The organism is Leisingera coralii (assembly GCF_049056525.1).
Classification (GTDB): domain Bacteria; phylum Pseudomonadota; class Alphaproteobacteria; order Rhodobacterales; family Rhodobacteraceae; genus Leisingera; species Leisingera coralii.
In genome coordinates this window covers 1-20721 of the sequence record NZ_JBHUPT010000043.1, presented here as the reverse complement: position 1 = coordinate 20721, position 20721 = coordinate 1, and the positions used below count along the sequence as shown (strand labels likewise).

Annotated in this window: 21 protein-coding genes; 18 read left to right on the top strand and 3 right to left on the bottom strand. The window is 66.2% G+C overall.

The window, feature by feature from the left end; translation table 11 throughout:
* Nucleotides 1–107: 107 nt before the first annotated feature.
* Nucleotides 108–761 carry a fructose-6-phosphate aldolase gene (fsa, locus tag ACFMBG_RS15010; protein ID WP_222482264.1) on the bottom strand — a complete coding sequence of 218 codons (654 nt, stop codon included), beginning with the start codon at nucleotides 759–761 and terminating at the stop codon, nucleotides 108–110.
* An 81-nt stretch (nucleotides 762–842) separates the two neighbouring features.
* Here fsa and ACFMBG_RS15005 point away from each other — a divergent pair, with 81 nt between their 5' ends.
* Nucleotides 843–3038, top strand: a complete 2196-nt coding sequence (locus tag ACFMBG_RS15005) for a primosomal protein N' (RefSeq protein WP_421055506.1) — start codon at nucleotides 843–845, stop codon at nucleotides 3036–3038.
* A gap of 139 nt (nucleotides 3039–3177) precedes the next feature.
* Here ACFMBG_RS15005 and ACFMBG_RS15000 read toward each other — a convergent pair whose 3' ends face one another.
* Nucleotides 3178–4239 carry a YeeE/YedE family protein gene (locus ACFMBG_RS15000; protein ID WP_421055505.1) on the bottom strand — a complete coding sequence of 354 codons (1062 nt, stop codon included), beginning with the start codon at nucleotides 4237–4239 and terminating at the stop codon, nucleotides 3178–3180.
* A 166-nt stretch (nucleotides 4240–4405) separates the two neighbouring features.
* On the opposite strand from ACFMBG_RS15000, the gene ACFMBG_RS14995 reads away from it, so the two are divergent.
* The 3 genes from ACFMBG_RS14995 to ACFMBG_RS14985 all read left to right on the top strand — a co-directional run bounded on the left by ACFMBG_RS14995 (nucleotide 4406) and on the right by ACFMBG_RS14985 (nucleotide 7106).
* Nucleotides 4406–5641 (top strand): MFS transporter, encoded by a 1236-nt coding sequence (locus tag ACFMBG_RS14995; RefSeq protein WP_421055504.1) that lies wholly within the window; start codon nucleotides 4406–4408, stop codon nucleotides 5639–5641.
* Nucleotides 5642–5785: 144 nt separating this feature from the next.
* Nucleotides 5786–6658, top strand: coding sequence for a 50S ribosomal protein L11 methyltransferase (locus ACFMBG_RS14990; protein WP_421055503.1), 873 nt, complete (start codon nucleotides 5786–5788; stop codon nucleotides 6656–6658).
* Nucleotides 6659–6761: 103 nt separating this feature from the next.
* Complete coding sequence (locus ACFMBG_RS14985) at nucleotides 6762–7106, top strand: hypothetical protein (RefSeq protein WP_421055502.1); 345 nt, start codon at nucleotides 6762–6764, stop codon at nucleotides 7104–7106.
* Between the two features lie 181 nt (nucleotides 7107–7287).
* Here ACFMBG_RS14985 and ACFMBG_RS14980 read toward each other — a convergent pair whose 3' ends face one another.
* On the bottom strand, nucleotides 7288–7506 hold the full coding sequence (locus ACFMBG_RS14980) for a DUF1127 domain-containing protein (protein ID WP_421055501.1): 219 nt from the start codon (nucleotides 7504–7506) through the stop codon (nucleotides 7288–7290).
* Nucleotides 7507–7832: 326 nt separating this feature from the next.
* Here ACFMBG_RS14980 and ruvC point away from each other — a divergent pair, with 326 nt between their 5' ends.
* The 14 genes from ruvC (at nucleotide 7833) to ftsH (ending at nucleotide 20707) form a co-directional block, all read left to right on the top strand.
* Nucleotides 7833–8330 carry a crossover junction endodeoxyribonuclease RuvC gene (ruvC, locus tag ACFMBG_RS14975; protein ID WP_421055500.1) on the top strand — a complete coding sequence of 166 codons (498 nt, stop codon included), beginning with the start codon at nucleotides 7833–7835 and terminating at the stop codon, nucleotides 8328–8330.
* Nucleotides 8327–9016, top strand: a complete 690-nt coding sequence (gene ruvA / locus ACFMBG_RS14970) for a Holliday junction branch migration protein RuvA (RefSeq protein ID WP_259967114.1) — start codon at nucleotides 8327–8329, stop codon at nucleotides 9014–9016. The genes ruvC and ruvA overlap by 4 nt, the downstream gene beginning before the upstream one ends.
* A 149-nt stretch (nucleotides 9017–9165) precedes the next feature.
* On the top strand, nucleotides 9166–10185 hold the full coding sequence (gene ruvB / locus ACFMBG_RS14965; protein ID WP_421055499.1) for a Holliday junction branch migration DNA helicase RuvB: 1020 nt from the start codon (nucleotides 9166–9168) through the stop codon (nucleotides 10183–10185).
* 414 nt (nucleotides 10186–10599) lie between these two features.
* A complete protein-coding gene (locus tag ACFMBG_RS14960; protein WP_421055498.1) occupies nucleotides 10600–11268 on the top strand; it encodes a hypothetical protein in 669 nt (222 codons plus the stop codon).
* Nucleotides 11268–11810 carry an RNA 2',3'-cyclic phosphodiesterase gene (gene thpR / locus ACFMBG_RS14955; RefSeq protein ID WP_421055497.1) on the top strand — a complete coding sequence of 181 codons (543 nt, stop codon included), beginning with the start codon at nucleotides 11268–11270 and terminating at the stop codon, nucleotides 11808–11810. Before ACFMBG_RS14960 ends, thpR begins: the two co-directional genes overlap by 1 nt.
* Nucleotides 11811–11871: 61 nt before the next feature.
* On the top strand, nucleotides 11872–12255 hold the full coding sequence (gene ybgC / locus ACFMBG_RS14950; protein ID WP_421055496.1) for a tol-pal system-associated acyl-CoA thioesterase: 384 nt from the start codon (nucleotides 11872–11874) through the stop codon (nucleotides 12253–12255).
* Between the two features lie 106 nt (nucleotides 12256–12361).
* Nucleotides 12362–13057 (top strand): protein TolQ, encoded by a 696-nt coding sequence (tolQ, locus tag ACFMBG_RS14945; protein ID WP_421055495.1) that lies wholly within the window; start codon nucleotides 12362–12364, stop codon nucleotides 13055–13057.
* A 3-nt stretch (nucleotides 13058–13060) separates the two neighbouring features.
* The gene (gene tolR, locus ACFMBG_RS14940) at nucleotides 13061–13552 is read left to right on the top strand and encodes a protein TolR (RefSeq protein ID WP_421055494.1); all 492 of its coding nucleotides are present in this window, start codon (nucleotides 13061–13063) and stop codon (nucleotides 13550–13552) included.
* 15 nt (nucleotides 13553–13567) lie between these two features.
* The gene (locus tag ACFMBG_RS14935) at nucleotides 13568–14695 is read left to right on the top strand and encodes an energy transducer TonB (RefSeq protein WP_421055493.1); all 1128 of its coding nucleotides are present in this window, start codon (nucleotides 13568–13570) and stop codon (nucleotides 14693–14695) included.
* Nucleotides 14692–16017 (top strand): Tol-Pal system beta propeller repeat protein TolB, encoded by a 1326-nt coding sequence (gene tolB / locus ACFMBG_RS14930; RefSeq protein ID WP_421055492.1) that lies wholly within the window; start codon nucleotides 14692–14694, stop codon nucleotides 16015–16017. The genes ACFMBG_RS14935 and tolB overlap by 4 nt, the downstream gene beginning before the upstream one ends.
* Before the next feature lie 103 nt (nucleotides 16018–16120).
* Entirely contained in the window at nucleotides 16121–16633 is a 513-nt protein-coding gene (gene pal, locus ACFMBG_RS14925) for a peptidoglycan-associated lipoprotein Pal (RefSeq protein ID WP_421055491.1), read from the top strand.
* Nucleotides 16634–16637: 4 nt separating this feature from the next.
* Nucleotides 16638–17465, top strand: coding sequence for a tol-pal system protein YbgF (gene ybgF, locus ACFMBG_RS14920; protein WP_421055490.1), 828 nt, complete (start codon nucleotides 16638–16640; stop codon nucleotides 17463–17465).
* Nucleotides 17462–18715 carry a tRNA lysidine(34) synthetase TilS gene (gene tilS / locus ACFMBG_RS14915; protein ID WP_421055489.1) on the top strand — a complete coding sequence of 418 codons (1254 nt, stop codon included), beginning with the start codon at nucleotides 17462–17464 and terminating at the stop codon, nucleotides 18713–18715. Before ybgF ends, tilS begins: the two co-directional genes overlap by 4 nt.
* 78 nt (nucleotides 18716–18793) lie before the next feature.
* Nucleotides 18794–20707 (top strand): ATP-dependent zinc metalloprotease FtsH, encoded by a 1914-nt coding sequence (gene ftsH / locus ACFMBG_RS14910; RefSeq protein ID WP_421055488.1) that lies wholly within the window; start codon nucleotides 18794–18796, stop codon nucleotides 20705–20707.
* The last annotated feature ends 14 nt before the right edge of the window (nucleotides 20708–20721 follow it).

Sequence of the window (20721 nt, the reverse complement as noted above, 5' to 3'; positions counted from 1 at the left end):
CCCCCCCCCCCCCCCGCGGCGCACATGCGCCGCAGCAGTCCGCGCCCGCAAAGAAAAAGGCGCCCGGATTAGGGACGCCCTTCGCAGTTCACCGTCTGACGGAGCGATCAGAGGATCTTGATCTCTGCCGCCTTGATGTCGGCCAGGAAGGCATCCAGGCCCTTGTCGGTCAGCGGGTGGTTCACCATCGCCTTGATCACCGCGGGCGGCGCGGTGATCACGTCAGCGCCGATGCGGGCCGAGTCCAGCACGTGGTTCACCGAACGGATCGAGGCGGCCAGGATCTGGGTCTCGAAGCCATAGTTGTCATAGATGGTGCGGATGTCTTCGATCAGCTCCATGCCGTCCAGGTTGATGTCGTCCAGGCGCCCGATGAACGGAGAGATGAAGGTCGCGCCCGCCTTGGCCGCCAGCAGCGCCTGGTTGGCGGAGAAGCACAGGGTCACGTTCACCATGTGGCCGTCGTCGGTCAGGGTTTTACAGGCCTTCAGGCCGTCCCAGGTCAGCGGTACCTTCACCGCGATGTTCTCGGCGATCTCCACCAGCTTGCGGCCTTCGGCGATCATGGTCTCGGCGTCGGTTGCGGTCACTTCCGCCGACACCGGCCCGTCGACCAGGTCGCAGATCTCCTTGGTCACTTCGATGATGTCGCGGCCGGATTTCTTGATCAGCGACGGGTTGGTGGTGACACCGTCCACCATGCCCAGATCGTTCAGCTCGGCAATCGCGTCGATCTCGGCGGTATCTACGAAGAATTTCATGGGGCAGTCCTTTGGATGGGTTGGCCTCGGTCGCCCCAGCCTTTACCTCATGGATATACGGGCGGCAACATGGGCAGCAGCATGAGCGGGCAGGAGTTCTTTCAGGCAGGTGAACGGGTTGGGGTTCTGACCACGCAACCCCTTGACCGGCTTCTGGATTACCGCGCGCCGGAGGGCGGCTGCTACCTGGGCGCCTACGTCGAGGTGCCTTTAGGGCCGCGCAAGGTGCTGGGCGTGGTCTGGGGGGCGGGCGCGGGCGATTTCGATTCGGCCAAGCTGCGGTCGGTGATCCGGGTTCTGGATGTGGCGCCGATGCGCACAGAGATGCGCCAGTTCCTCGGCAAGGCCGCCGATTACACCCTGACCCCGATGCCCGCGATGCTGCGTCTGGCCACCCGAGCGCCGGGCCTTAGCGACCCGCCCTCGATGCGCAAGATCCTGCGCCGGGGCGAGGGCGTGCCCGACCGGATGACCGACGCCCGCAGCCGCGTGCTGGAGGTGCTGGAGGAGTACGGCGGCCTTGCCTTCACTCCGCGCGAGCTGGCGGATATGGCCGATGTGACACCCTCGGTGGTGAAGGGGCTGGTGAAACAGGGCGTCCTGCGTGAGGAGGAGGCGCCCCGCGATCTGCCCTATCCGCATCTGGACCCGGAACTGCCCTCCAAGCAGCTGACCGAGGACCAGGCCAAGGCTGCCGCCGTGCTGGCCGAAGGCGTCCACAGCGGGCGCTATGGCACAACGCTGCTGAAAGGCGTCACCGGCTCCGGCAAGACCGAGGTGTACCTGGAGGCCGTCGCCGCCGCCCTGCGCGCCGGGCGGCAGGCCCTTGTGCTGCTGCCGGAGATTGCCCTGACGGCCGAGTTCCTGACCCGCGTTGAAGCGCGCTTTGGCGCCAAACCGGCTGAGTGGCACTCCGGCGCCACCATGACCGAGCGCCGCCGCGTTTGGAAGATGGTCGGGCAGGGCGCGGCGCAGCTAGTGATCGGCGCCCGCTCGGCGCTGTTTCTGCCGTTCCGCGACCTGGGCCTGATTATCGTCGATGAGGAGCACGACACCTCCTACAAGCAGGAGGACGGCGTGCTCTACAATGCCCGCGACATGGCGGTGCTGCGCGCGGCCATGTGTTCGGCGCAGGTGGTGCTGGCCTCCGCCACGCCAAGCCTCGAGACCTGGGCCAATGCAGAGGCCGGCAAGTACAAGCGGCTGGATCTCACCTCCCGCTTCGGTGCTTCGGTGCTGCCGGACATGCGCGCGGTGGATATGCGGTCCGAGGATCTTCTGCCCTCCACCTGGATCTCACCCACCCTGAAGCAGGCGATGAAACTCAGGATGGAGCGCGGCGAGCAGTCGCTCTTGTTCCTGAACCGCCGCGGCTTTGCCCCGGTCACTATCTGCCGCGCCTGCGGGGCGCAGGTGGCTTGCGACCATTGCGACGCGCGGATGGTTGAGCACCGCTTCATGAAGCGGCTGATGTGCCACCAGTGCGGCGAGACCAAGCCGGTGCCGGAGGCCTGCCCCTCCTGTGAGGTGGAGGGCAAGATGGCCCCCGTCGGCCCCGGCATCGAACGGCTGGCCGAAGAAGCCACCACCCTGTTTCCGGAGGCCCGCATCGCGGTGCTGAGTTCCGACCTGTTCGGCTCTGCCCGCGCCCTGAAACAGCGGATCGAGGAGATCGCGGCAGGCGAGGCCGACATCATCCTCGGTACCCAGCTGGTGGCCAAGGGCCACAACTTCCCGCTGCTGACGCTGGTGGGGGTGATCGACGCCGACCTCGGCCTGCAGGGCTCCGACCTGCGCGCGGCAGAGCGGACCTTTCAGCTGATGCGCCAGGTGGCGGGCCGGGCAGGCCGTGCCGAACGGCCGGGCGAGGCGCTGATGCAGACCTTCCAGCCCGAACACCCGGTGATCCGCGCGATCCTGTCGGGGGATGAGGAAAGCTTCTGGAAGGCCGAAGCCGCCGAGCGCCAGGCGGCAGGCGTGCCACCCTATGGCCGGATGGCCGGGATCATCCTGTCGGGCCCGGATCTGGCAGCTGTCTTTGACCTCGGCAGCGCGATGGCCCGCAACGACGGCCCGCTGCGCCAGATCGGCGCCCAGTTGTTCGGCCCGGCGCCAGCGCCCATTGCCCGGGTCCGCGGCCGCCACCGGGTGCGGCTTCTGGTCAAGGCCGCCAAGGGCGTGCCGCTGCAAGACGCCATCGCCCGCTGGATTGCCCCGCTACGGCTGAAGGGGGAGCTGCGGCTGAGCGTCGATATCGACCCGCAGAGTTTCTTTTAGATCCACGGAGAAGGGGCTCTGCCCCCGGCCCCTGCGGGCCTCCCCCGGGATACTTTCAGCCAGAAGAAGAACCGATCCTGTATTCTTCTGGCTGAAAATATCCCGGAGCGCGAGGCAGAGCCTCGCAGGAGACACCGGCTCAGGCCGCTGCGGCTTTGGCTGGTGTGCCGGTCAGGATGCTGGTGGTAACTGCCCCGATCCACATGAAGAACAGTGCCGCCCAGGCGGTGCCAACAAAAATTGACCCGCCGGTGACCCCGGCGCCGATGGCGCAGCCGCCGGCCAGCATGCCGCCAAACCCCATCAGCGCCGCACCAGTCATTGCCTTGCGCATAGTGGCGGCGTCATCAAAGGCCTGCAGCTTCATCTCTCCGGCCAGCGCGGCGGCCAGCATGGCGCCGATGAACACGCCGGGCACCAGTCCGATGTCGAACTCCAGAACCGCCTCCCGGTCCAGGAAGAACATCAGGGTGTGGGCGGACGGTCCGGTGAAAGTTGCGCTTTCGATCTGCACCGGGTCAAAGGCCACTTGGCTCAGCGCATAGGTCAGCACCCAGCCGAGTGCGACGGCAAAGCCCACGCCGGAGGCAAAGACCAGCCGCGCTGCGCCAATCCGGTTGCGGCGCGCCAGCACCAGGGCCAGCGCTGCCGTGGCCAGCCCCAGCAGCAGCCCGCCCGCTTGCGGCAGGCCAAGGGCGGCCAGCAGGTCCAGATTGCGGCCGCCTTCGGTGATCCAGAGCCGGGCCAGCCAGTCGCGCGCGGGCGACAGCAGGCCGGATAGGCTCATCTGCGCCACCACCGCAAAGATCAGGCCGGACACCACCGAGCGCAGGTTGCCGGTGGCCGCCAGCACCAAGAGCCGCCCCGAGCAGCCCCGCGCCAGCACCATGCCGCAGCCGAACATCAGCCCGCCGAGGATGGCGCCGGACCAGCTGCCCGGAACCGCCATCATCCGGGCATCGGCGCTTTCCATCAGCCCCAGCAACTGCGCCGCCTGCACCCAGACCACCGCGGTGGAGAAGGTCAGGAGCCAGACCGCCACCTTGTCCCCAAGCCGCCCGCCGGCGAACTCCACCGTGGCGGCACGCAGGCAGAACCTCGACCGCTGGGCCGCGACGCCAAACACGATGCCCGTAACAAGGCCCAGCAGCGCCGCCGCGGGTGCCTCGCCGATACGCTCAACCAGGGGAACCAGATCCATCTCAACCCTCCAAATTCACATGTTTGCATATGACGTGAGGGAGGGGTGTGCCTTGATGCAGATCAGGCAAGGGGCGGCGGGGCGCTTCTGCGCGCTGGTGCGAAGGTGCATGTGCAAGCGCTTGTTGCCTCTCGCCAAACCGGCCCCAGAGGCGTACATCCAATGCATGTTCAAACCGATGCCCCTGCATGAGGCGCAAGGCCTCCCGTTCTGGCGCCGCCCCGTGACGCTCCTGTTCCTGATGGCGCTGGCGATGCCGATTGCCTTCAACGCCTGGAGCGCGCTGCTCAACAACTTCGTGATCGAGGCGGTGAATTTCGACGGGGCCGATATCGGCCTCCTGCACACGGTGCGGGAAATCCCGGGTTTCCTGGCCGTGGGGGTGATCGCCGTCATCCTGTTCATACGCGAGCAGGTGCTGGGGCTGATTTCGCTGGTGCTGCTGGGGGTGGCGACCGCAGTCACGGCCTGGTTCCCGTCGCTGGGCGGCCTGCTGATGGTTACGCTGATGAGCTCGATCGGCTTTCACTATTACGAGACGGCGAACCAGTCGCTGCAGCTGCAATGGCTGCCCAAGGAAAAGGCGCCGCAGACGCTGGGCTGGCTGGTGGCGGCGGGCTCGGCTGCGACGCTGGTGGTCTATGGCCTCATCGTGCTGACCTGGGACCGGTTCGACCTGGCCTACAACACGGTGTTCCTGGCCGCGGGCGGGGCGACGGCGCTGATTGCGCTCTTTGCGCTGTTTGCCTATCCGCAGTTCGATGCCCCGCATCCGCAGACCAAGAAGCTGATCCTGCGCAAGCGCTACTGGCTTTACTACGCGCTGCAATTCATGGCCGGCGCGCGGCGGCAGATCTTTGTGGTCTTCGCCGGCTTCATGATGGTGGAGAAATTCGGCTTCGAGGTGCATGAGCTGACCGGGCTCTACCTGATCAACCTGGTGATCAACATGACCGTGGCGCCGATGCTGGGCAAGGCTGTGGCCATGTTCGGTGAGCGGCGCACGCTGATTTTCGAATACGCCGGTCTGGCCACCGTCTTTGCAGCTTATGGCGGGATCTACTGGTTTGGCTGGGGGGTGGTGATCGCCGCGGTGCTCTATGTGGTGGACCATGTGCTGTTTGCCCTGGCGCTGGCGCTCAAGACCTATTTCCAGAAGATCGCCGACCCGGGCGACATTGCCCCCACCGCCGCCGTGGCCTTTACCATCAACCACATCGCGGCAGTGTTCCTGCCGGTGCTGCTGGGGCTTTTGTGGGTCTATTCGCCGGGCATGGTCTTTGCCCTGGCGGCGGGCATGGCGCTGGTGTCGCTGTCCCTGTCGCTCTTGATCCCGCGCCATCCGGAGCCCGGCAACGAGACCATTTTCAGCAAATACGCACGCCCCGCGCCGGCCGAATGACCCATCAGCTCCGTGGCGCCAGCCGCGGGGCGAGCGCCCGCACACACTGTGAGCGCGGGCGCTGCCTGGCTTGCAGCCAGGCGGGAGCTTGACGCGGGGCGCGTGGCGGCCTAGGCGCTTGCCAACAGTTTCAGGAGAGACGCCATGCCCACCTTCACCGCCCTCACCACGCTCACCGGAAAAGCCCAGGCCGAAGCGCTGGGCGACGCCATGGAGCGTCTGATCCCGGAACCGACCGGTGTCGGCGTCTTTGAAATGGAAGACGGCTCCGGCCTGTGGGAGGTTGGCGGCTATTTCACCGAAGCGCCGGATGAGGCGGGGCTTGCGCTGCTGGAAACCATGTACGGCGCCAAGCCCTTCGTCGTCTCCGAAGTGCCGGAAACAGATTGGGTCGCCCATGTGCGCCGCGAACTGGCGCCGGTCGAGGCAGGCCGCTTCTTTGTCTACGGCTCGCATGATGCGGACAAGCTGCCGGAAGGCCGCATTCCGCTGCTGATCGAGGCGGCAATGGCATTCGGCACCGGCCACCACGGAACCACCCTGGGCTGCCTCAAGGCGCTTGATCACCTGCTGGATCAGGGCTTTCGCGGCGAAAAAGTGGCGGATATCGGTTGCGGCACCGCGGTGCTGGCGATGGCAGCCGCGCGGGTCTGGGACGGCGCCATTCTGGCCAGCGACATTGACGAAGTCGCGGTGGACGTCGCCGAGGCCAATCTCAAGGCCAACGGCATGGAAGGCCAGGTCACCTGTCTGGAGGCGGCCGGTTTCGATCACCCGGATCTGCAGGCACAGGCGCCCTATGACCTCATCTTCGCCAATATTCTGAAAGGCCCGCTGGTGGCATTGGCCCCCGATCTGGCGGCGAATCTGCGCCCCGGCGGCTATGCGATTCTCTCCGGTATCCTGAACGAGCAGGCCGATGGCGTGGCCGAGGTTTATGCTCAGAACGGCATCAATCTTGAGCGCCGGGAGGAAATTGGTGAATGGACAACGTTACTTCTGCGTAAAGCGGGCTGATTAATTTAAGTTTGCGGCGAATTTTAGGGGTTCGCCGCATTTCCGCCGCATTTCGAGCCAATAATGGGCCATCCGCTGGTGGGGGCCAGTTCGGAGGTTCGTAATGGGCGAACATCGTGATCAGTTCCAGGCGCGTTTGAAGCAGATCAACCGCAATCATGAAGCCATGTCTGGAGGCTATACTGCAAAGCTGCGGCCGGACGGGCTGCTGGTGGTGAAGCCGCACCGGGTGCAGTCCCGGATCTCTGCGCGCACTTTGATTTTCTTCACAGCGGCCTTTCTGCTGTTCAAGGGCTTCCTGATGGCCGCCCTTGGCTTTGGCAGCTATGACGAACGGGTGCAGACACTTGCCGGGGGCAGCGGGCTCGAACGCGCCGGCGCCTTCATCATGCAGGCCGATCCGGTATCGGTATTTGTCGCACAGAAGATCGGGCCCGTTCTGCGCTGACGTCAGCCGGCGCAGGGGGGCAGAAAGGCCGTCGGCGGGTGAGCCGGCGGCCTTTTTCTGTGCCAGTCCGCGCGGGCCGGCCCGCCGGGGAAAGGCAAGCAACAAAAACGCCGCGGCCTGTTCAGGTCCGCGGCGTTTCCTTATTCGCCCCGAGGGAGGAGACAGGGCTGAAAAAGGGGTCTCAGAAAACGGCTTTGCCCTTGGCAACGGTTTCGATGTCACCGCGGCACATGCCGATGTCGGCCAGCTCGCGGTCGGACAGGCCCGACAGGGCGTTGCGGGTTGCGCGGGCGTCGTTCCAGGCGGCGAATGCGCCGGCAGCGCTGGCAACCAGATCGCCAAAGCGGCCAAACAGGCCGGTGGAACCATAGGTGGTGCGGGTGGTGTCGAAAGCGGCCATATCCTTGTCCTCTGATCTGGTGTTGGCTGTCGTCGCGTTGTTGCGATGGCGGGCATCTAGTGGTGAAAAATAAACGCAGCAAGGCCCGAATTTGCATGTGTCATATGCAGTTTGTGCATAGCTTAAACCCTTATAAACAAGGGCGTTCCTCCCGGTTGATGAAACCGGCTGAAAATGTCGCTCCCGCCACTGCGGAGGGTCGGTTTCAGACTTCTTCCGTGCTGCCTTGCAGCTTTCGGGTGCGGGAAAGCAATTGGACATGTTCGCGTTTTGTGCTAGCCGTTGGGAAAATAAATTTGAACGAGCGGGCAGGGACCGGGCACATCATGCGGATTTTGGGAATTGATCCGGGGTTGCGGAACCTTGGATGGGGTGTGATCGAATCGCGCGGCACCCGGCTGAGCCATGTTGCCAATGGTGTCTGCACCTCCGACGGCGATGATCTGGGCGAGCGCCTGCTGTCGCTGCACAACCAGGTTTCCGAGATCATCGAGGCCTATGCCCCGGACCAGGCGGCGATCGAACAGACCTTTGTGAACAAGGACGGCGCGGGCACGCTGAAACTGGGCCAGGCCCGGGGAGTGGCGCTGCTGACGCTGGCCAAGGCAGGCCTGACGGTAGGGGAATACGCCCCCAACCGGGTCAAGAAGACGGTGGTTGGCGTTGGCCACGCCGAGAAGGAGCAGATCATCCATATGGTCAAGCTGCAGCTGCCGGGCTGCCTGCCGAAAAACGCCGATGCCGCGGATGCGCTGGCGATTGCCATCTGCCACGCCTATTACGGGGGCACGCAGCAGCGGCAGCTGAAGGAGAAACGCGCATGATCGGCAAGCTGACGGGACGTCTCGATTACCGGGCGCAGGATCACGTGCTGATCGACGTGCGCGGCGTCGGTTATATCGTCTATTGCTCCGACCGCACCATGGCGGCGCTGCCCGGGCCGGGTGATCCGGTGGCGCTTTACACCGACATGGTGGTGCGTGAGGACCTGATGCAGCTTTATGGCTTCACCTCGCTGGTGGAGAAGGAGTGGCACCGCCTGCTGACCTCGGTGCAAGGGGTTGGGGCCAAGGTCTCGCTGGCCATCCTGGGTGCGCTGGGGCCGGACGGCGTGAGCCGGGCGATTGCGCTCGGGGATTGGGCCTCGGTCAAGGCGGCCAAGGGCGTCGGCCCCAAGACCGCGCAGCGTATCGTGCTGGACCTCAAGGACAAGGCACCGGGCGTGATGGCGATGGGCGGCACTGTGGTGGACGCGATGGACGGGCCTGGGCTGGAGGTGATCGAGGACGCAGACCCTGCGCCTGCCGCGAAACCCGCTCGCAAGGCACCGCCCAAGAAACCAAGCGGCGCGGCCGCGGCCTCCGCCGGGGCGCTGTCGGCCTTGGGCAACCTGGGCTATGGTCCCTCGGATGCGGCCGCTGCGGTGGCAGAGGCCGCCGCGACCTATCCGGATGCGGATGAGCCGGAGCTGATCCGTGCGGCGCTGCGTCTGCTGGCGCCGAAGGGATGATGTAAATTGTTGCGGATATCGAATGTTCCGCCCGGCCGAGAGGCCGGGCAGCGCCCGTCCCGCCCCCCACGGGGCGGGCGCTTCGCTTCCTGCCCCGCCGGGACGGGCGCTGCCCTAACCGCGTTCCCTCTAATTGCGGAAACATTGAAATGATTGACGCCGACCCCGCCCTGCGCCCCGAGCCGCTGCCCGAGGACAACGACCGCGCCCTGCGCCCGCAAGGCCTTGGCGAGTTCATCGGCCAGGCCGAAGCCCGCGCCAACCTGCGCGTCTTTATTGAGTCCGCCCGCCGCCGCGGCGAGGCGATGGACCACACGCTGTTCCACGGCCCTCCCGGCCTTGGCAAAACTACACTCGCGCAGATCGTTGCCCGCGAGCTGGGGGTGAACTTCCGCATGACCTCCGGCCCGGTGCTGGCCAAGGCGGGGGACCTGGCGGCGATCCTCACCAACCTCGAAGCCCGCGATGTGCTGTTCATCGACGAGATCCACCGGCTGAACCCGGCGGTGGAGGAAGTGCTGTACCCGGCGATGGAGGATTTCGAGCTGGACCTTGTGATCGGTGAAGGCCCCGCGGCGCGCACCGTCCGGATCGAGCTGCAGCCCTTTACCCTGGTGGGCGCCACCACCCGCATGGGCCTGCTGACCACGCCGCTGCGCGACCGGTTCGGCATCCCGACCCGGCTGCAATTCTATACGGTGGATGAGCTGTTCGAAATCGTCAGCCGCAACGCCCGCAAGCTCGGCGCGCCGGCCGATGATCAGGGCGCCCGCGAGATCGCGCGGCGCGCCCGCGGAACCCCGAGGATCGCCGGGCGGCTCCTGCGCCGCGTGGTAGACTTTGCGGTTGTCGAGGGCGATGGAAAGATCACCCGCGAGCTGGCCGACGGCGCACTTACCCGCCTTGGGGTGGACCAGTTGGGGCTGGACGGGGCCGACCGGCGCTACTTGAAGCTGATCGCCGAAAATTACGGCGGCGGGCCGGTGGGGATCGAGACGATCTCGGCAGCCCTCAGCGAAAGCCGCGACGCGCTGGAGGAAGTGATCGAACCCTATCTCTTGCAGCAAGGGCTGATCCAGCGCACGCCGCGCGGGCGGATGCTGGCGCAGAAGGCCTGGACTCACCTCGGAATCGCGCCGCCGCGCAGCCAGAACGACCTGTTCGGGTAAGACTGCTGGGAACCACTATAAGTTGTGTCAGTCTTGCTGTCCGAATGTTTCGCGCGCGAAACATTGCGGCAGATGTGCTGACCTATAAACGGGCGGTGAAACGGCCCCCCCAGGTGCTCCCGCCCGCCGCAGGCGCATCTGTGATGCGCCCGCACCCGTTGGGCGTGGCGCCGCGCTGGCGCGCGGCGCAGCCTCCCTCAGGGGTATTTCCACCAAGAGGAAGAGGTGGGTGAGCGGCAAGCTGGGGGCCTATGCAGGGCGCGGTTGCGCAATGCGTCGCGCCGCGTCAGCGGCGCCGGGCCCAAGGCTGCTGCCGGCGGCCTGGCGCAGCCAGGAGGCCGGACAGGCGCGGGAGCCCCCCTTGCCGCCGTCCGGCGCAAACGGCATAGACGGGGCAAGACGAAGGAGACGCATATGACCGCCCAGCTGCCAGACCTGACGCCGGAGCAGATCGAAGCCCTGTTCACCCGCAACGACGGCTCTTATGCCTTTGCCCGCTGGGGGCGGCCGGTGGCGCCGATCGTGTTCGGGGTGCAGGATGAAACGCTGAAGACCATCAAGGGCGCGCTGGAGGCGGTGATGACCCTTGCGGGCCACCAGATGGCAGAGACCGACCCGGAGCTGGGCTCCAACCTGATGTTCTTCTTCTTCCGCGACTGGGATGAGCTTTTGGCGGTGCCGGACCTGGACCGGCTGATCCCGGGCCTAGCACCGCTGGTCGCCCGGCTGAAGGATGCGGACGCCAGCCAGTACCGTGCGTTCCGCTTTGACGATCAGGGCGGTATCAAGGCGGCGTTTGTGTTCCTGCGGATGCAAGGCGCGATGGCGCAGATGCCCGCCGAGACCCTGGCGCTGACCCAGACGGTGCAGGTGGCGCTGATGTGGGGCGACACCGCTTTTGCCGAGGCTTCTCCGCTGGCGGTGCTGCCGGAGACCGGCGCCACCATCCTGCGCCCCGAGATCGCCGGGGTCATTGCCGCGGCCTATGACCGGATGATGCCGGTGTCGGCCGGGGACAAGTCCCACGCCCTGCGCCTGTTTGCCCGCCTGCAGGCGCCGGCCCCGGACCAGCCGCAGTCCTGATGCGGTCCTTCGCCGGCCTGCCGCTGCCCGATGCAGCCCTCGACACGCTGGAACGCGTGCAGGAGGGGCTGACTGTCGGGCGGCATGTGGCGGCGGAGAACATGCACCTGACACTGGCTTTCCTCGACGATCAGCCGGAGACGGTGCTGCAGGGGCTGCATCAGGGGTTGTCAGAGATCAGCGCTGCCCCACTGCAGTTGTCTTTCCACGGGCTGGACACCTTTGGCGGCAAGCGGCCCCGGGTGCTGGCTGCAGAGGTGCAGAAGACACCGGAGCTGGCCCATCTGCGTGACCGTGTCCGCGGCGCCTGCCGTTCTGCCGGGATTGATCTGCCGCGCGAGCGCTTCCGCCCGCATGTGACGCTGGCGCGGTTTCCCCGGCATCTGGAGGCGGGGCAGGTGGAGAAGATCGCGCAGTTTCTGGCGGGGGCAGCGGGCTTCCGGCTGGACTGCGAAGTGGAGCGATTTGCTCTGTTCCAGTCGACCCTGGCACCGGATGGCGCGCGGTATGACATGCTGGCGGAGTATCCGCTGGAGGGGTGAGCCGCTTGCAGCGGTAGGGCGCCGTCCATAGGGTGCGCAGGCAAAAGCAGGAGGGCAGGCAATGAACCACCAATTCCCCGTCCGGGTCTATTACGAGGACACCGACATGGGCGGGATTGTCTATCACGCCAATTACCTGCGCTTCATCGAGCGCGCCCGCAGCGACTGGGTGCGCGGCATCGGGGTGGATCAGAACGCCATGCGCGAGGGTGGGCTGATCTACGTGGTGCGCCGGATCGAGGCGGATTACCTGGCGCCTGCAAAATTCGACGAGGAACTGCTGGTCAACACCTCCATGCAGAATGTGACACCTGCCCGGATGGTGCTGAGTCAGGAGGTCACGCGGGATGGCCAGCCGCTGTTCCGGGCCCAGGTCACCATCGTCTGCATCACCACGGGCGGCAAACCGGCGCGGCTGCCGGCAGAGATTCGCGCATTGCGGTAACATTTGGCGCTGAACCGCCTGTTTTGTTGGCCTTTGCCATTGATCTGCGCTAGCGTCTTGCCAAATAAGGCCGGATAAACGGCCGGGATATCTATAGAGCAGGCTAATGGAAGCAGAAACTCTGGCGCTGGCGCAGGAGATTGATTTCTCCATGTGGGGCCTTTTCGCGCGGGCCACCGTGACCGTGAAACTGGTGATGCTGATGCTGGTGGGGGCCTCGATCTGGTCCTGGGGCATCATCATTCAGAAGATGATCAACTACCGCAAGGCCCGCCGCGAAGCGGACGCCTTTGACCGGGCCTTCTGGTCGGGCAATCCGCTGGATGAGCTGTTCGAGCGGCTGGGTGCGGACCCGTCCGGCCAGGCGGCGCGGATCTTCTCTGCGGGCATGAGCGAATGGCGGCGCAGCCACCGCAGCGATGGCGGGCTGATCCCTGGTGCGCAGGCGCGCATCGACCGGTCCATGGATGTGGCCATCGCCAAGGAGACCGAAGGGCTGCAGAGCGGCTTGTCGGTGCTGGCGACCGTCGGCTCCACCGCGCCTTTCGTCGGGCTGTTCGGCACCGTCTGGGGCATCATGACCGCCTTCATCGAGATTGCGGAGCAGCAGAACACCAACCTGGCCGTTGTGGCGCCGGGCATTGCCGAGGCGCTGATGGCGACCGGCCTGGGCCTGCTGGCAGCGATCCCGGCCGTGGTGTTCTACAACAAGCTGAGCGCGGACAGCGACCGCATCATCGGCGGCTATGAAGCCTTCGCCGATGAGTTTGCCACCATCCTCAGCCGCCAGCTGGATTCCTGAGCCATGGGGGCCGCAGTCCAGCAGCCGCAGGGAGGCGGCGACCGCCGCCGGGGCCGCCGCCGCCGCCGCGGCCGGCCGATGTCGGAAATCAACGTCACGCCGTTTGTCGACGTCATGCTGGTGCTGCTGATCATCTTCATGGTGGCAGCGCCCTTGATGACCGTCGGCGTGCCGGTGGAGCTGCCCAAGACCGCAGCGGGCGCGCTGCCGGGCGACGAGGAAGAACCGCTGACCGTGACCATGACCGCCGAAGGCGGGGTGGAGATCCAGACCACCCCGGTGGCGCGTGACGAACTGGTGCCCAAGCTGCGGGCGATTGCGGCGGAGCGGTCCTCGGACCGGGTGTTCCTGCGCGCGGACGGCAAGATTGCCTATGCCGATGTGATGCAGGTGATGGGCGCGCTCAATGCGGGCGGCTTTTCCAATGTGGGGCTGGTCACCGATACCGGCGGCCCGGCCTTGGACGGGCGGCAGGCACAGGGCACGGGGCAGTAAGCGGGGACGCGGACGGTGCAGACCGGAACCAAGATCTCTCTTGCCGGACACGGATTGCTGATGGGATGGGTTGTCTTTGGCGCCTGGTTCCCGTCCGAACCCTTGCCGTCCAACGTGCAGCAGGTGGCGCTGATCTCCTCCGAGGAGTTCGAGAAACTGAGCCAGCAGCGCCAGGCGCCGCAGGTCGCGCCGGAGCCCGCGCCGCTGAACGAGCCGGCTGAGGTGCAGCCTGCACCGGAGCCTGCGCCGCAGCCGGATCCGGAACCGGAAATCACCCGGCCCGAGCCGGTCGCTCCGGCTGAGCCCGACCCGCAGGTGGCAGAGCTGCCTGATGCGCAGCCTGAGCCTGATGTGCCGGACACGCCTCCGGCAGCGTCGGAAGAGCCTGAAATCGCCTCGCTGGTGCCGCAGGTCAGGCCGGATGCCGCGCCGCGCCCGGTAGACCGGGTGGCGCCGGAGCCTGTGGCGCCGCCGGAGCCGGACACGCGGATCGACGATGTCGTACAGCCTGAGGTCGCGCCGGAACAGGGTGCCGAGACCGAGCAGGAGGTGCAGGAGGCCACCGCGCGCGAGGCTGCCAGCGACCGGATCGTCACCGAGGAGAACGAGGGCGAAGACGTCGCGGCCTCTGCTGCACCAGCCGTGTCCAAACGTCCCGTGACCCGCCCGGCAAGGCCGCAGCCGGAACCGGAACCGCAGGTCACCGAAGCCGCGCAGCCTTCGGAACCCGAGCCTGCTGACACAGCGTCGGCTGTGCAAGACGCGCTGGCCGAGGCTCTGGCGGGCGGTGCCGATGTGGAGGCGCCGGAACCGTCCGGCCCGCCGCTGACGCTCGGCGAAAAGGATGCCCTGCGGGTGGCGGTGTCGCAGTGCTGGAACGTCGGTTCCTTGTCGACCGATGCGCTGAAAACCACCGTGGTTGTCGCGGTGTCGCTGGCGCAGGACGGCAAGCCGGACACCGGCTCGATCCGGATGCTGTCCAGCACCGGCGGTGCGTCCTCGGCGGCGCAGCAGGCCTTTGACGCGGCCCGGCGGGCGATTATCCGCTGCGGCGCCAGGGGATTTCAGCTGCCGGCTGAAAAATACGCGCAATGGCGCGATATTGAGATGACATTCAATCCTGAAAGGATGCGGATCAAATGAGGAATTTTCTGGCAGCTCTCCTGATCGGCACATCGGCGCTGGCCGGGGCGGATGCAGCGGCGGCGCAGAGCGGCCCGCTCCGCATCGAAATCGACCAGGGCGTGATCGAGCCCTTGCCCTATGCGGTGCCGGATTTCGTGCCGGAAACCCCGGCAGCCGCGGAATATGCCACCGAAATCGCGCGGGTCGTCGCGTCCGACCTCAGCGGCACCGGGCTGTTCCGGGAGGTGCCTGCCAGCGCCCATATCTCCAAGGTGGCGGTGTTTGACGCCCCGGTGAAGTTTGCCGACTGGAAGGCGGTGAACGCCCAGGCGCTGATCACCGGCGCGGTCAGCGTCGCCGGCAACCAGCTGACGGTGCGGTTCCGCGGCTATGACGTGTTTGCGGAAAAGGAGCTGGAAACCGCGCTGCAGTTCACCGGCACCGCTGACGGCTGGCGGCGGATGGCGCATAAGGTGGCGGATGCCATCTACAGCGAGATCACCGGCGAGAGCGGCTATTTCGACAGCCGGGTGGTCTATGTCTCCGAAAGCGGGCCGAAGAACGACCGCCGCAAGCGGCTGGCGGTGATGGATTACGATGGCGCCAATGTGCAGTATCTGACCAACAGCGCCTCCATCGTTCTGGCGCCGCGGTTTTCGCCCACCGGCGACCGGGTGCTTTATACCAGCTATGAAAGCGGCTTCCCGCAGATCCACGTGCTGGATGTGGGCCAGGTGCAACGCAAGGTGCTGTCCAGCGGGGACGGCACCATGAGCTTTGCGCCGCGGTTTGCGCCGGACGGGCGCACAGTGGTCTATTCGCAGACCCAGGGCGGCAATACCGACCTCTATTCGATGGATATCGAAACCGGGGCCAAGTCCCGGCTGACCTCGGCGCCCTCGATCGAGACGGCGCCGTCGTTCTCGCCCGATGGCAGCCAGATCGTGTTCGAAAGCGACCGCTCCGGCAGCCAGCAGCTGTATGTGATGCCGGCAGGCGGCGGCGAGGCGCGGCGGATCAGTTTCGGGCAGGGCCGTTATGGCACCCCGGTGTGGTCGCCGCGCGGCGACATGGTTGCCTTCACCAAGCAGAACAAGGGCCGGTTCCATATCGGCGTGATGCGCACCGACGGCAGCGAGGAACGGCTGCTGACCGCCTCCTTCCTGGATGAAGGGCCGACCTGGGCGCCCAATGGCCGGGTGATCATGTTCACCCGCGAAAGCCAGGGCAGCACCGGGCGGGCGCTGCTGTATTCGGTGGATATCACCGGCCGCAACCTGAAACCGGTCCGGACGCCGGACGGGGCTTCGGACCCGTCGTGGTCGCCGTTGCAGAAATAAACGCAGCGGTAACAGGGCCGTTAAGGCGGGGATACCCGCATAGAACCAGACCCGGGCTTGTGATAACGTCCGGGCAAGAAACGCAAAGGGATAGGCAGACATCATGAGCGGTTTGAAATTGACAATAGCGGCGGTGGCCGTGCTGGGGCTGGCAGCCTGCAGCAACAACCGCTGGAACGACGATCTGAACGGTGCCGGCGGGGCTGGCGGCGCAGGTGCGGGCGCTGGTGCCGGGGCACTGGATCCGGCCAGCCCGGCTTACTTCCAGCAGTCCGTGGGCGACCGGGTCCTGTTTGCGGTTGACCAGCACACGCTGTCGCCCGCAGCCCAGGCCACCTTGCAGGGCCAGGCGCGCTGGCTGTCGCAGAACGCTGACTATGCGGTCACCATCGAGGGCCACGCGGACGAGCAGGGCACCCGGGAGTACAACCTTGGCCTGGGTGCGAAGCGCGCCAATGCCGCCCGCGAATACCTGATCTCGCAGGGCATTGCCGGCAGCCGCATCAAGGTGGTGAGCTATGGCAAGGAACGCCCGCTGGAGATCTGCTCGGACGAGACCTGCTATTCCAAGAACCGCCGCGCAGTCACCGTGCTGGCAGGCGGCCTGACGGGGTAACGGCATGAAACGTCTGCGCACCGCGCTCCTGGCCTCCGTGATGCTGATGCCGCTGCCGCTGGCGGCGCAGGACCAGCAGACCCTGGCGGACATCCGCCAGGAGCTGACGGTTCTGCATGTGGAAGTTCAGCGGCTCAAGCGCGAGCTGTCGACCACCGGGGCTCCTTCCGTGGATGTCTCCGGCAATACGGTGCTGGACCGCGTCGCCGCTATTGAAAGCGAGCTGCAGCGGCTGACCCTGCAGACCGAGGAACTGGGCCACCGGATCGACCGGATTGTGGCCGATGGCACCAACCGGATCGGTGACCTGGAATTCCGCCTGGTCGAGCTGGAAGGCGGCGACGTTGGCGCTTTGGGCGAGACCACGACCCTGGGCGGCGGCGAGCTGCCGGCCGCGGTGGCAGCAGCCCCGCAAGGGGAGGATGGCGGCACCACGGGCGGTGAGCTGGCGATTGGCGAGCAGGCGGATTTCGATGCTGCCGAGAAGCTGCTGGCGGAAGGCCAGTACCAGGAAGCGGCAGAGAAGCTTGCTGCATTCAATCAGGCCTATCCGGGCAGCCCGCTGGCGGCGGCCGCGGAATTCAGCCGCGGCAAGGCGCTGGACGGGCTGGGCGACACCCGTGAGGCGGCCCGGGCCTACCTGGCGGCCTTCAGCGGCAATTCCTCCGGCCCGGTGGCGCCCAAGGCGCTGTTTGAGCTCGGCGCCGCATTGGGCCGCCTGGGCCAGACCGATCAGGCCTGCGTGACGCTGTCCGAGGTCGGCGTGCGGTTCCCAGGCACGGGGCCGGAAGAAGAGGCCAGGGCCGAGATGGCCAAGCTGGGCTGTTCTTGACACCGGCCGGGCGGGATATCCCTGCTCTGGTGCGCAGCCAGTTCCGTTCTGCTCTGCCCGCCAGGCTGGGAATCGCGCTCTCCGGCGGTGGTGATTCGATGGCCCTCCTGCACCTGCTGCATGAGTGTTTCGGGGATGGAGAGGTAGAGCTTTTCGCGGCAACCGTCGATCACGGGCTGCGTACGGGCTCGGCGGATGAGGCGGCGGCAGCCGGGGCAGCAGCAGCCCGGCTTGGCATCCCCCATGAGGTTCTGCATTGGGAAGACAGGCCGCAGGACGGCAACCTGCAGGCGCAGGCCCGCGAGGCGCGGTATGAACTCCTGTGCGGCTGGGCGCGGCGGCACGACATCCCGGTGCTGGCGGTTGGCCACACGGCGGACGATCAGGCGGAGACAGTGCTGATGCGCATGGCCCGGGCCTCTGGGGTGACGGGGCTGTCCGGCATGGCGGAGCGGCGCACCCATAACGGGGTCACCCTGCTGCGGCCGCTCTTGGATGTGACCCGCAGCGAGCTGCGCCGCTACCTGGAGGCCCGCGGCATTGATTGGGTCGAGGATCCGAGCAACGAGGATCCGAAATTCGAACGGGTGCGGGTGCGCCGGGCGCTGGAGCAGCTGGCACCGCTGGGGCTGACGCCGGGCGTTTTTGCCAAGGTCGCCCGGAATATGGCCAAGGCCCGCGAAGCGCTTGACTGGTATGTGTTTCTGGCCGCCCGCGATCTGGCCCATGTCCAGGCCGGCGCCGTGGTGCTGTGCCAGCGCAAGTTCCGTACCCTGCCCAGCGAAATCAGCCACCGGCTGCTGGTGCGCGCGTTCCAGTGGATTTCCGGCGCCGCCTATCCGCCGCGCCGGGTGCCGATGGAAAAAGCGGTTCTGGCGGCGCGCAACGGCAGTTCCGTCACCCTGGCAGGCTGCCGTCTGGTCAGCACGGCCAAGCAGGTCTGGGTCTGCCGGGAGTATAATGCCGTGAAAGGGGAAACCGCCCTGCCGGGGCAGCTCTGGGACGGCAGGTGGAAGATTTTCGGCGGTGACGCCAAGGGATGCGAAGTGCGGGCGCTGGGGCAGCAGGGGCTGGCCCAATGCCCCGACTGGCGCGCCACCGGCGTGCCCCGGGCGGTGCTGGAGGCCGCACCGGGCGTGTGGCGCGGTGCGCAACTGATCGCAGCTCCCGCGGCCGGAATGGCCAATGGCTGGTCCGCTGAGACGGCAGGAAGCGAAGAAGAGTTCTTTGCATCTCTTTTATCGCATTGAACCTGCCTGAATGATCCTTATTTTAAGCACAACGCAGGCGGCCCGTGCGGTGCGCCTATCTGATAGGGAGAACTTTCCTTGGGCAACGCTCGCAATATCGCCTTTTGGGTTGTTCTGTTTCTGCTGATTCTGGCGCTGTTCAATCTGTTCAGCGGTTCCGGCAGCACGATGCAGAGCCGTGAACGCACTTTCTCTGACTTCGTCAGTTCGGTTGAAACCGGCAAGGTCAGCACCGTCACCTTGGACGGGGAACAGGTGCGCTATACCACCACCGACGGGCAGAACTACGTCACCATCAAGCCGGGCGATGCCGAGGTCACCTCGCTGCTGATCGCAAATGACATCCCGGTGCGCGCCGAGAAGCAGCAGCAATCCGGCTTTCAGTCGTTCCTGATCACGCTTCTGCCCTTCCTGCTGCTGATCGGCGTCTGGATCTATTTCATGAACCGGATGCAGGGCGGCGGCAAAGGCGGCGCCATGGGATTCGGCAAGTCCAAGGCAAAGATGCTGACCGAAAAGCATGGCCGCGTGACCTTTGACGATGTCGCGGGCATCGACGAGGCCAAGGAAGAGCTGGAAGAGATCGTCGAATTCCTGCGCAACCCGCAGAAATTCTCGCGTCTGGGCGGCAAGATCCCCAAGGGCGCCCTGCTGGTTGGCCCTCCGGGCACCGGTAAGACGCTGCTGGCGCGCGCCATCGCGGGTGAGGCGGGCGTGCCGTTCTTCACCATTTCCGGCTCTGACTTCGTGGAAATGTTCGTCGGCGTCGGTGCAAGCCGTGTGCGCGACATGTTCGAGCAGGCCAAGAAGAACGCGCCCTGTATCGTCTTCATCGACGAAATCGACGCAGTGGGCCGTCACCGTGGCGCCGGCTACGGCGGCGGTAATGACGAGCGCGAGCAGACCCTGAACCAGCTGCTGGTGGAAATGGACGGCTTCGAGGCCAATGAGGGTGTCATCATCCTGGCCGCCACCAACCGCAAGGACGTGCTGGACCCGGCGCTGCTGCGCCCCGGCCGCTTCGACCGCCAGGTCACCGTCGGCAACCCGGACATCAAGGGCCGCGAGAAGATCCTGGGCGTGCATGCCCGCAAGACCCCGCTGGGCCCCGACGTGGACCTGCGCATCATCGCCCGCGGCACCCCCGGTTTCTCAGGCGCGGATCTGGCCAACCTGGTCAACGAGGCGGCGCTGATGGCCGCCCGCGTCGGGCGCCGCTTTGTCACCATGGAGGATTTCGAATCCGCCAAGGACAAGGTGATGATGGGGGCCGAGCGCCGCTCGATGGTGCTGACCCAGGACCAGAAGGAAAAGACAGCGTTTCACGAAGCGGGCCACGCCGTTGTCGGCCTGGTGCTGCCGGAATGCGACCCCGTCTACAAGGCGACGATCATTCCGCGCGGCGGCGCGCTTGGCATGGTGGTGTCCCTGCCGGAAATGGACCGCCTGAACTGGCACAAGGACGAGTGCCAGCAGAAGCTGGCGATGACCATGGCGGGCAAGGCTGCCGAGATCATCAAATACGGCGAAGGCCATGTCTCCAACGGTCCGGCCGGCGATATCCAGCAGGCGAGCCAGCTGGCACGCGCCATGGTGATGCGCTGGGGCATGTCCGACAAGGTCGGCAATATCGACTATGCCGAAGCGCATGAGGGGTATTCTGGCAATACCGCCGGTTTCTCGGTCTCGGCCCACACCAAGGAGCTGATCGAGGAAGAGGTGAAGACCTTCATCCAGGAAGGCTATGACCGCGCGTTCCAGATCCTCACGGAGCACAAGGAGGAGTGGGAGCGCCTGGCGCAAGGCTTGCTTGAATACGAGACGCTGACCGGCGACGAAATCAAGCGCGTCATGAACGGCGAGCCGCCGCAGGCGGGCGATGATGAGGATGGCGGCGAGGATGAGGGTAGTGCATCCGTGACCGCGATCCCCAAGGCCAAGCCCAAGAAGTCCCCGCCGGAAGGCGGCATGGAGCCTGAGCCGACCGCGTAAGCGGCAAGCCGGAA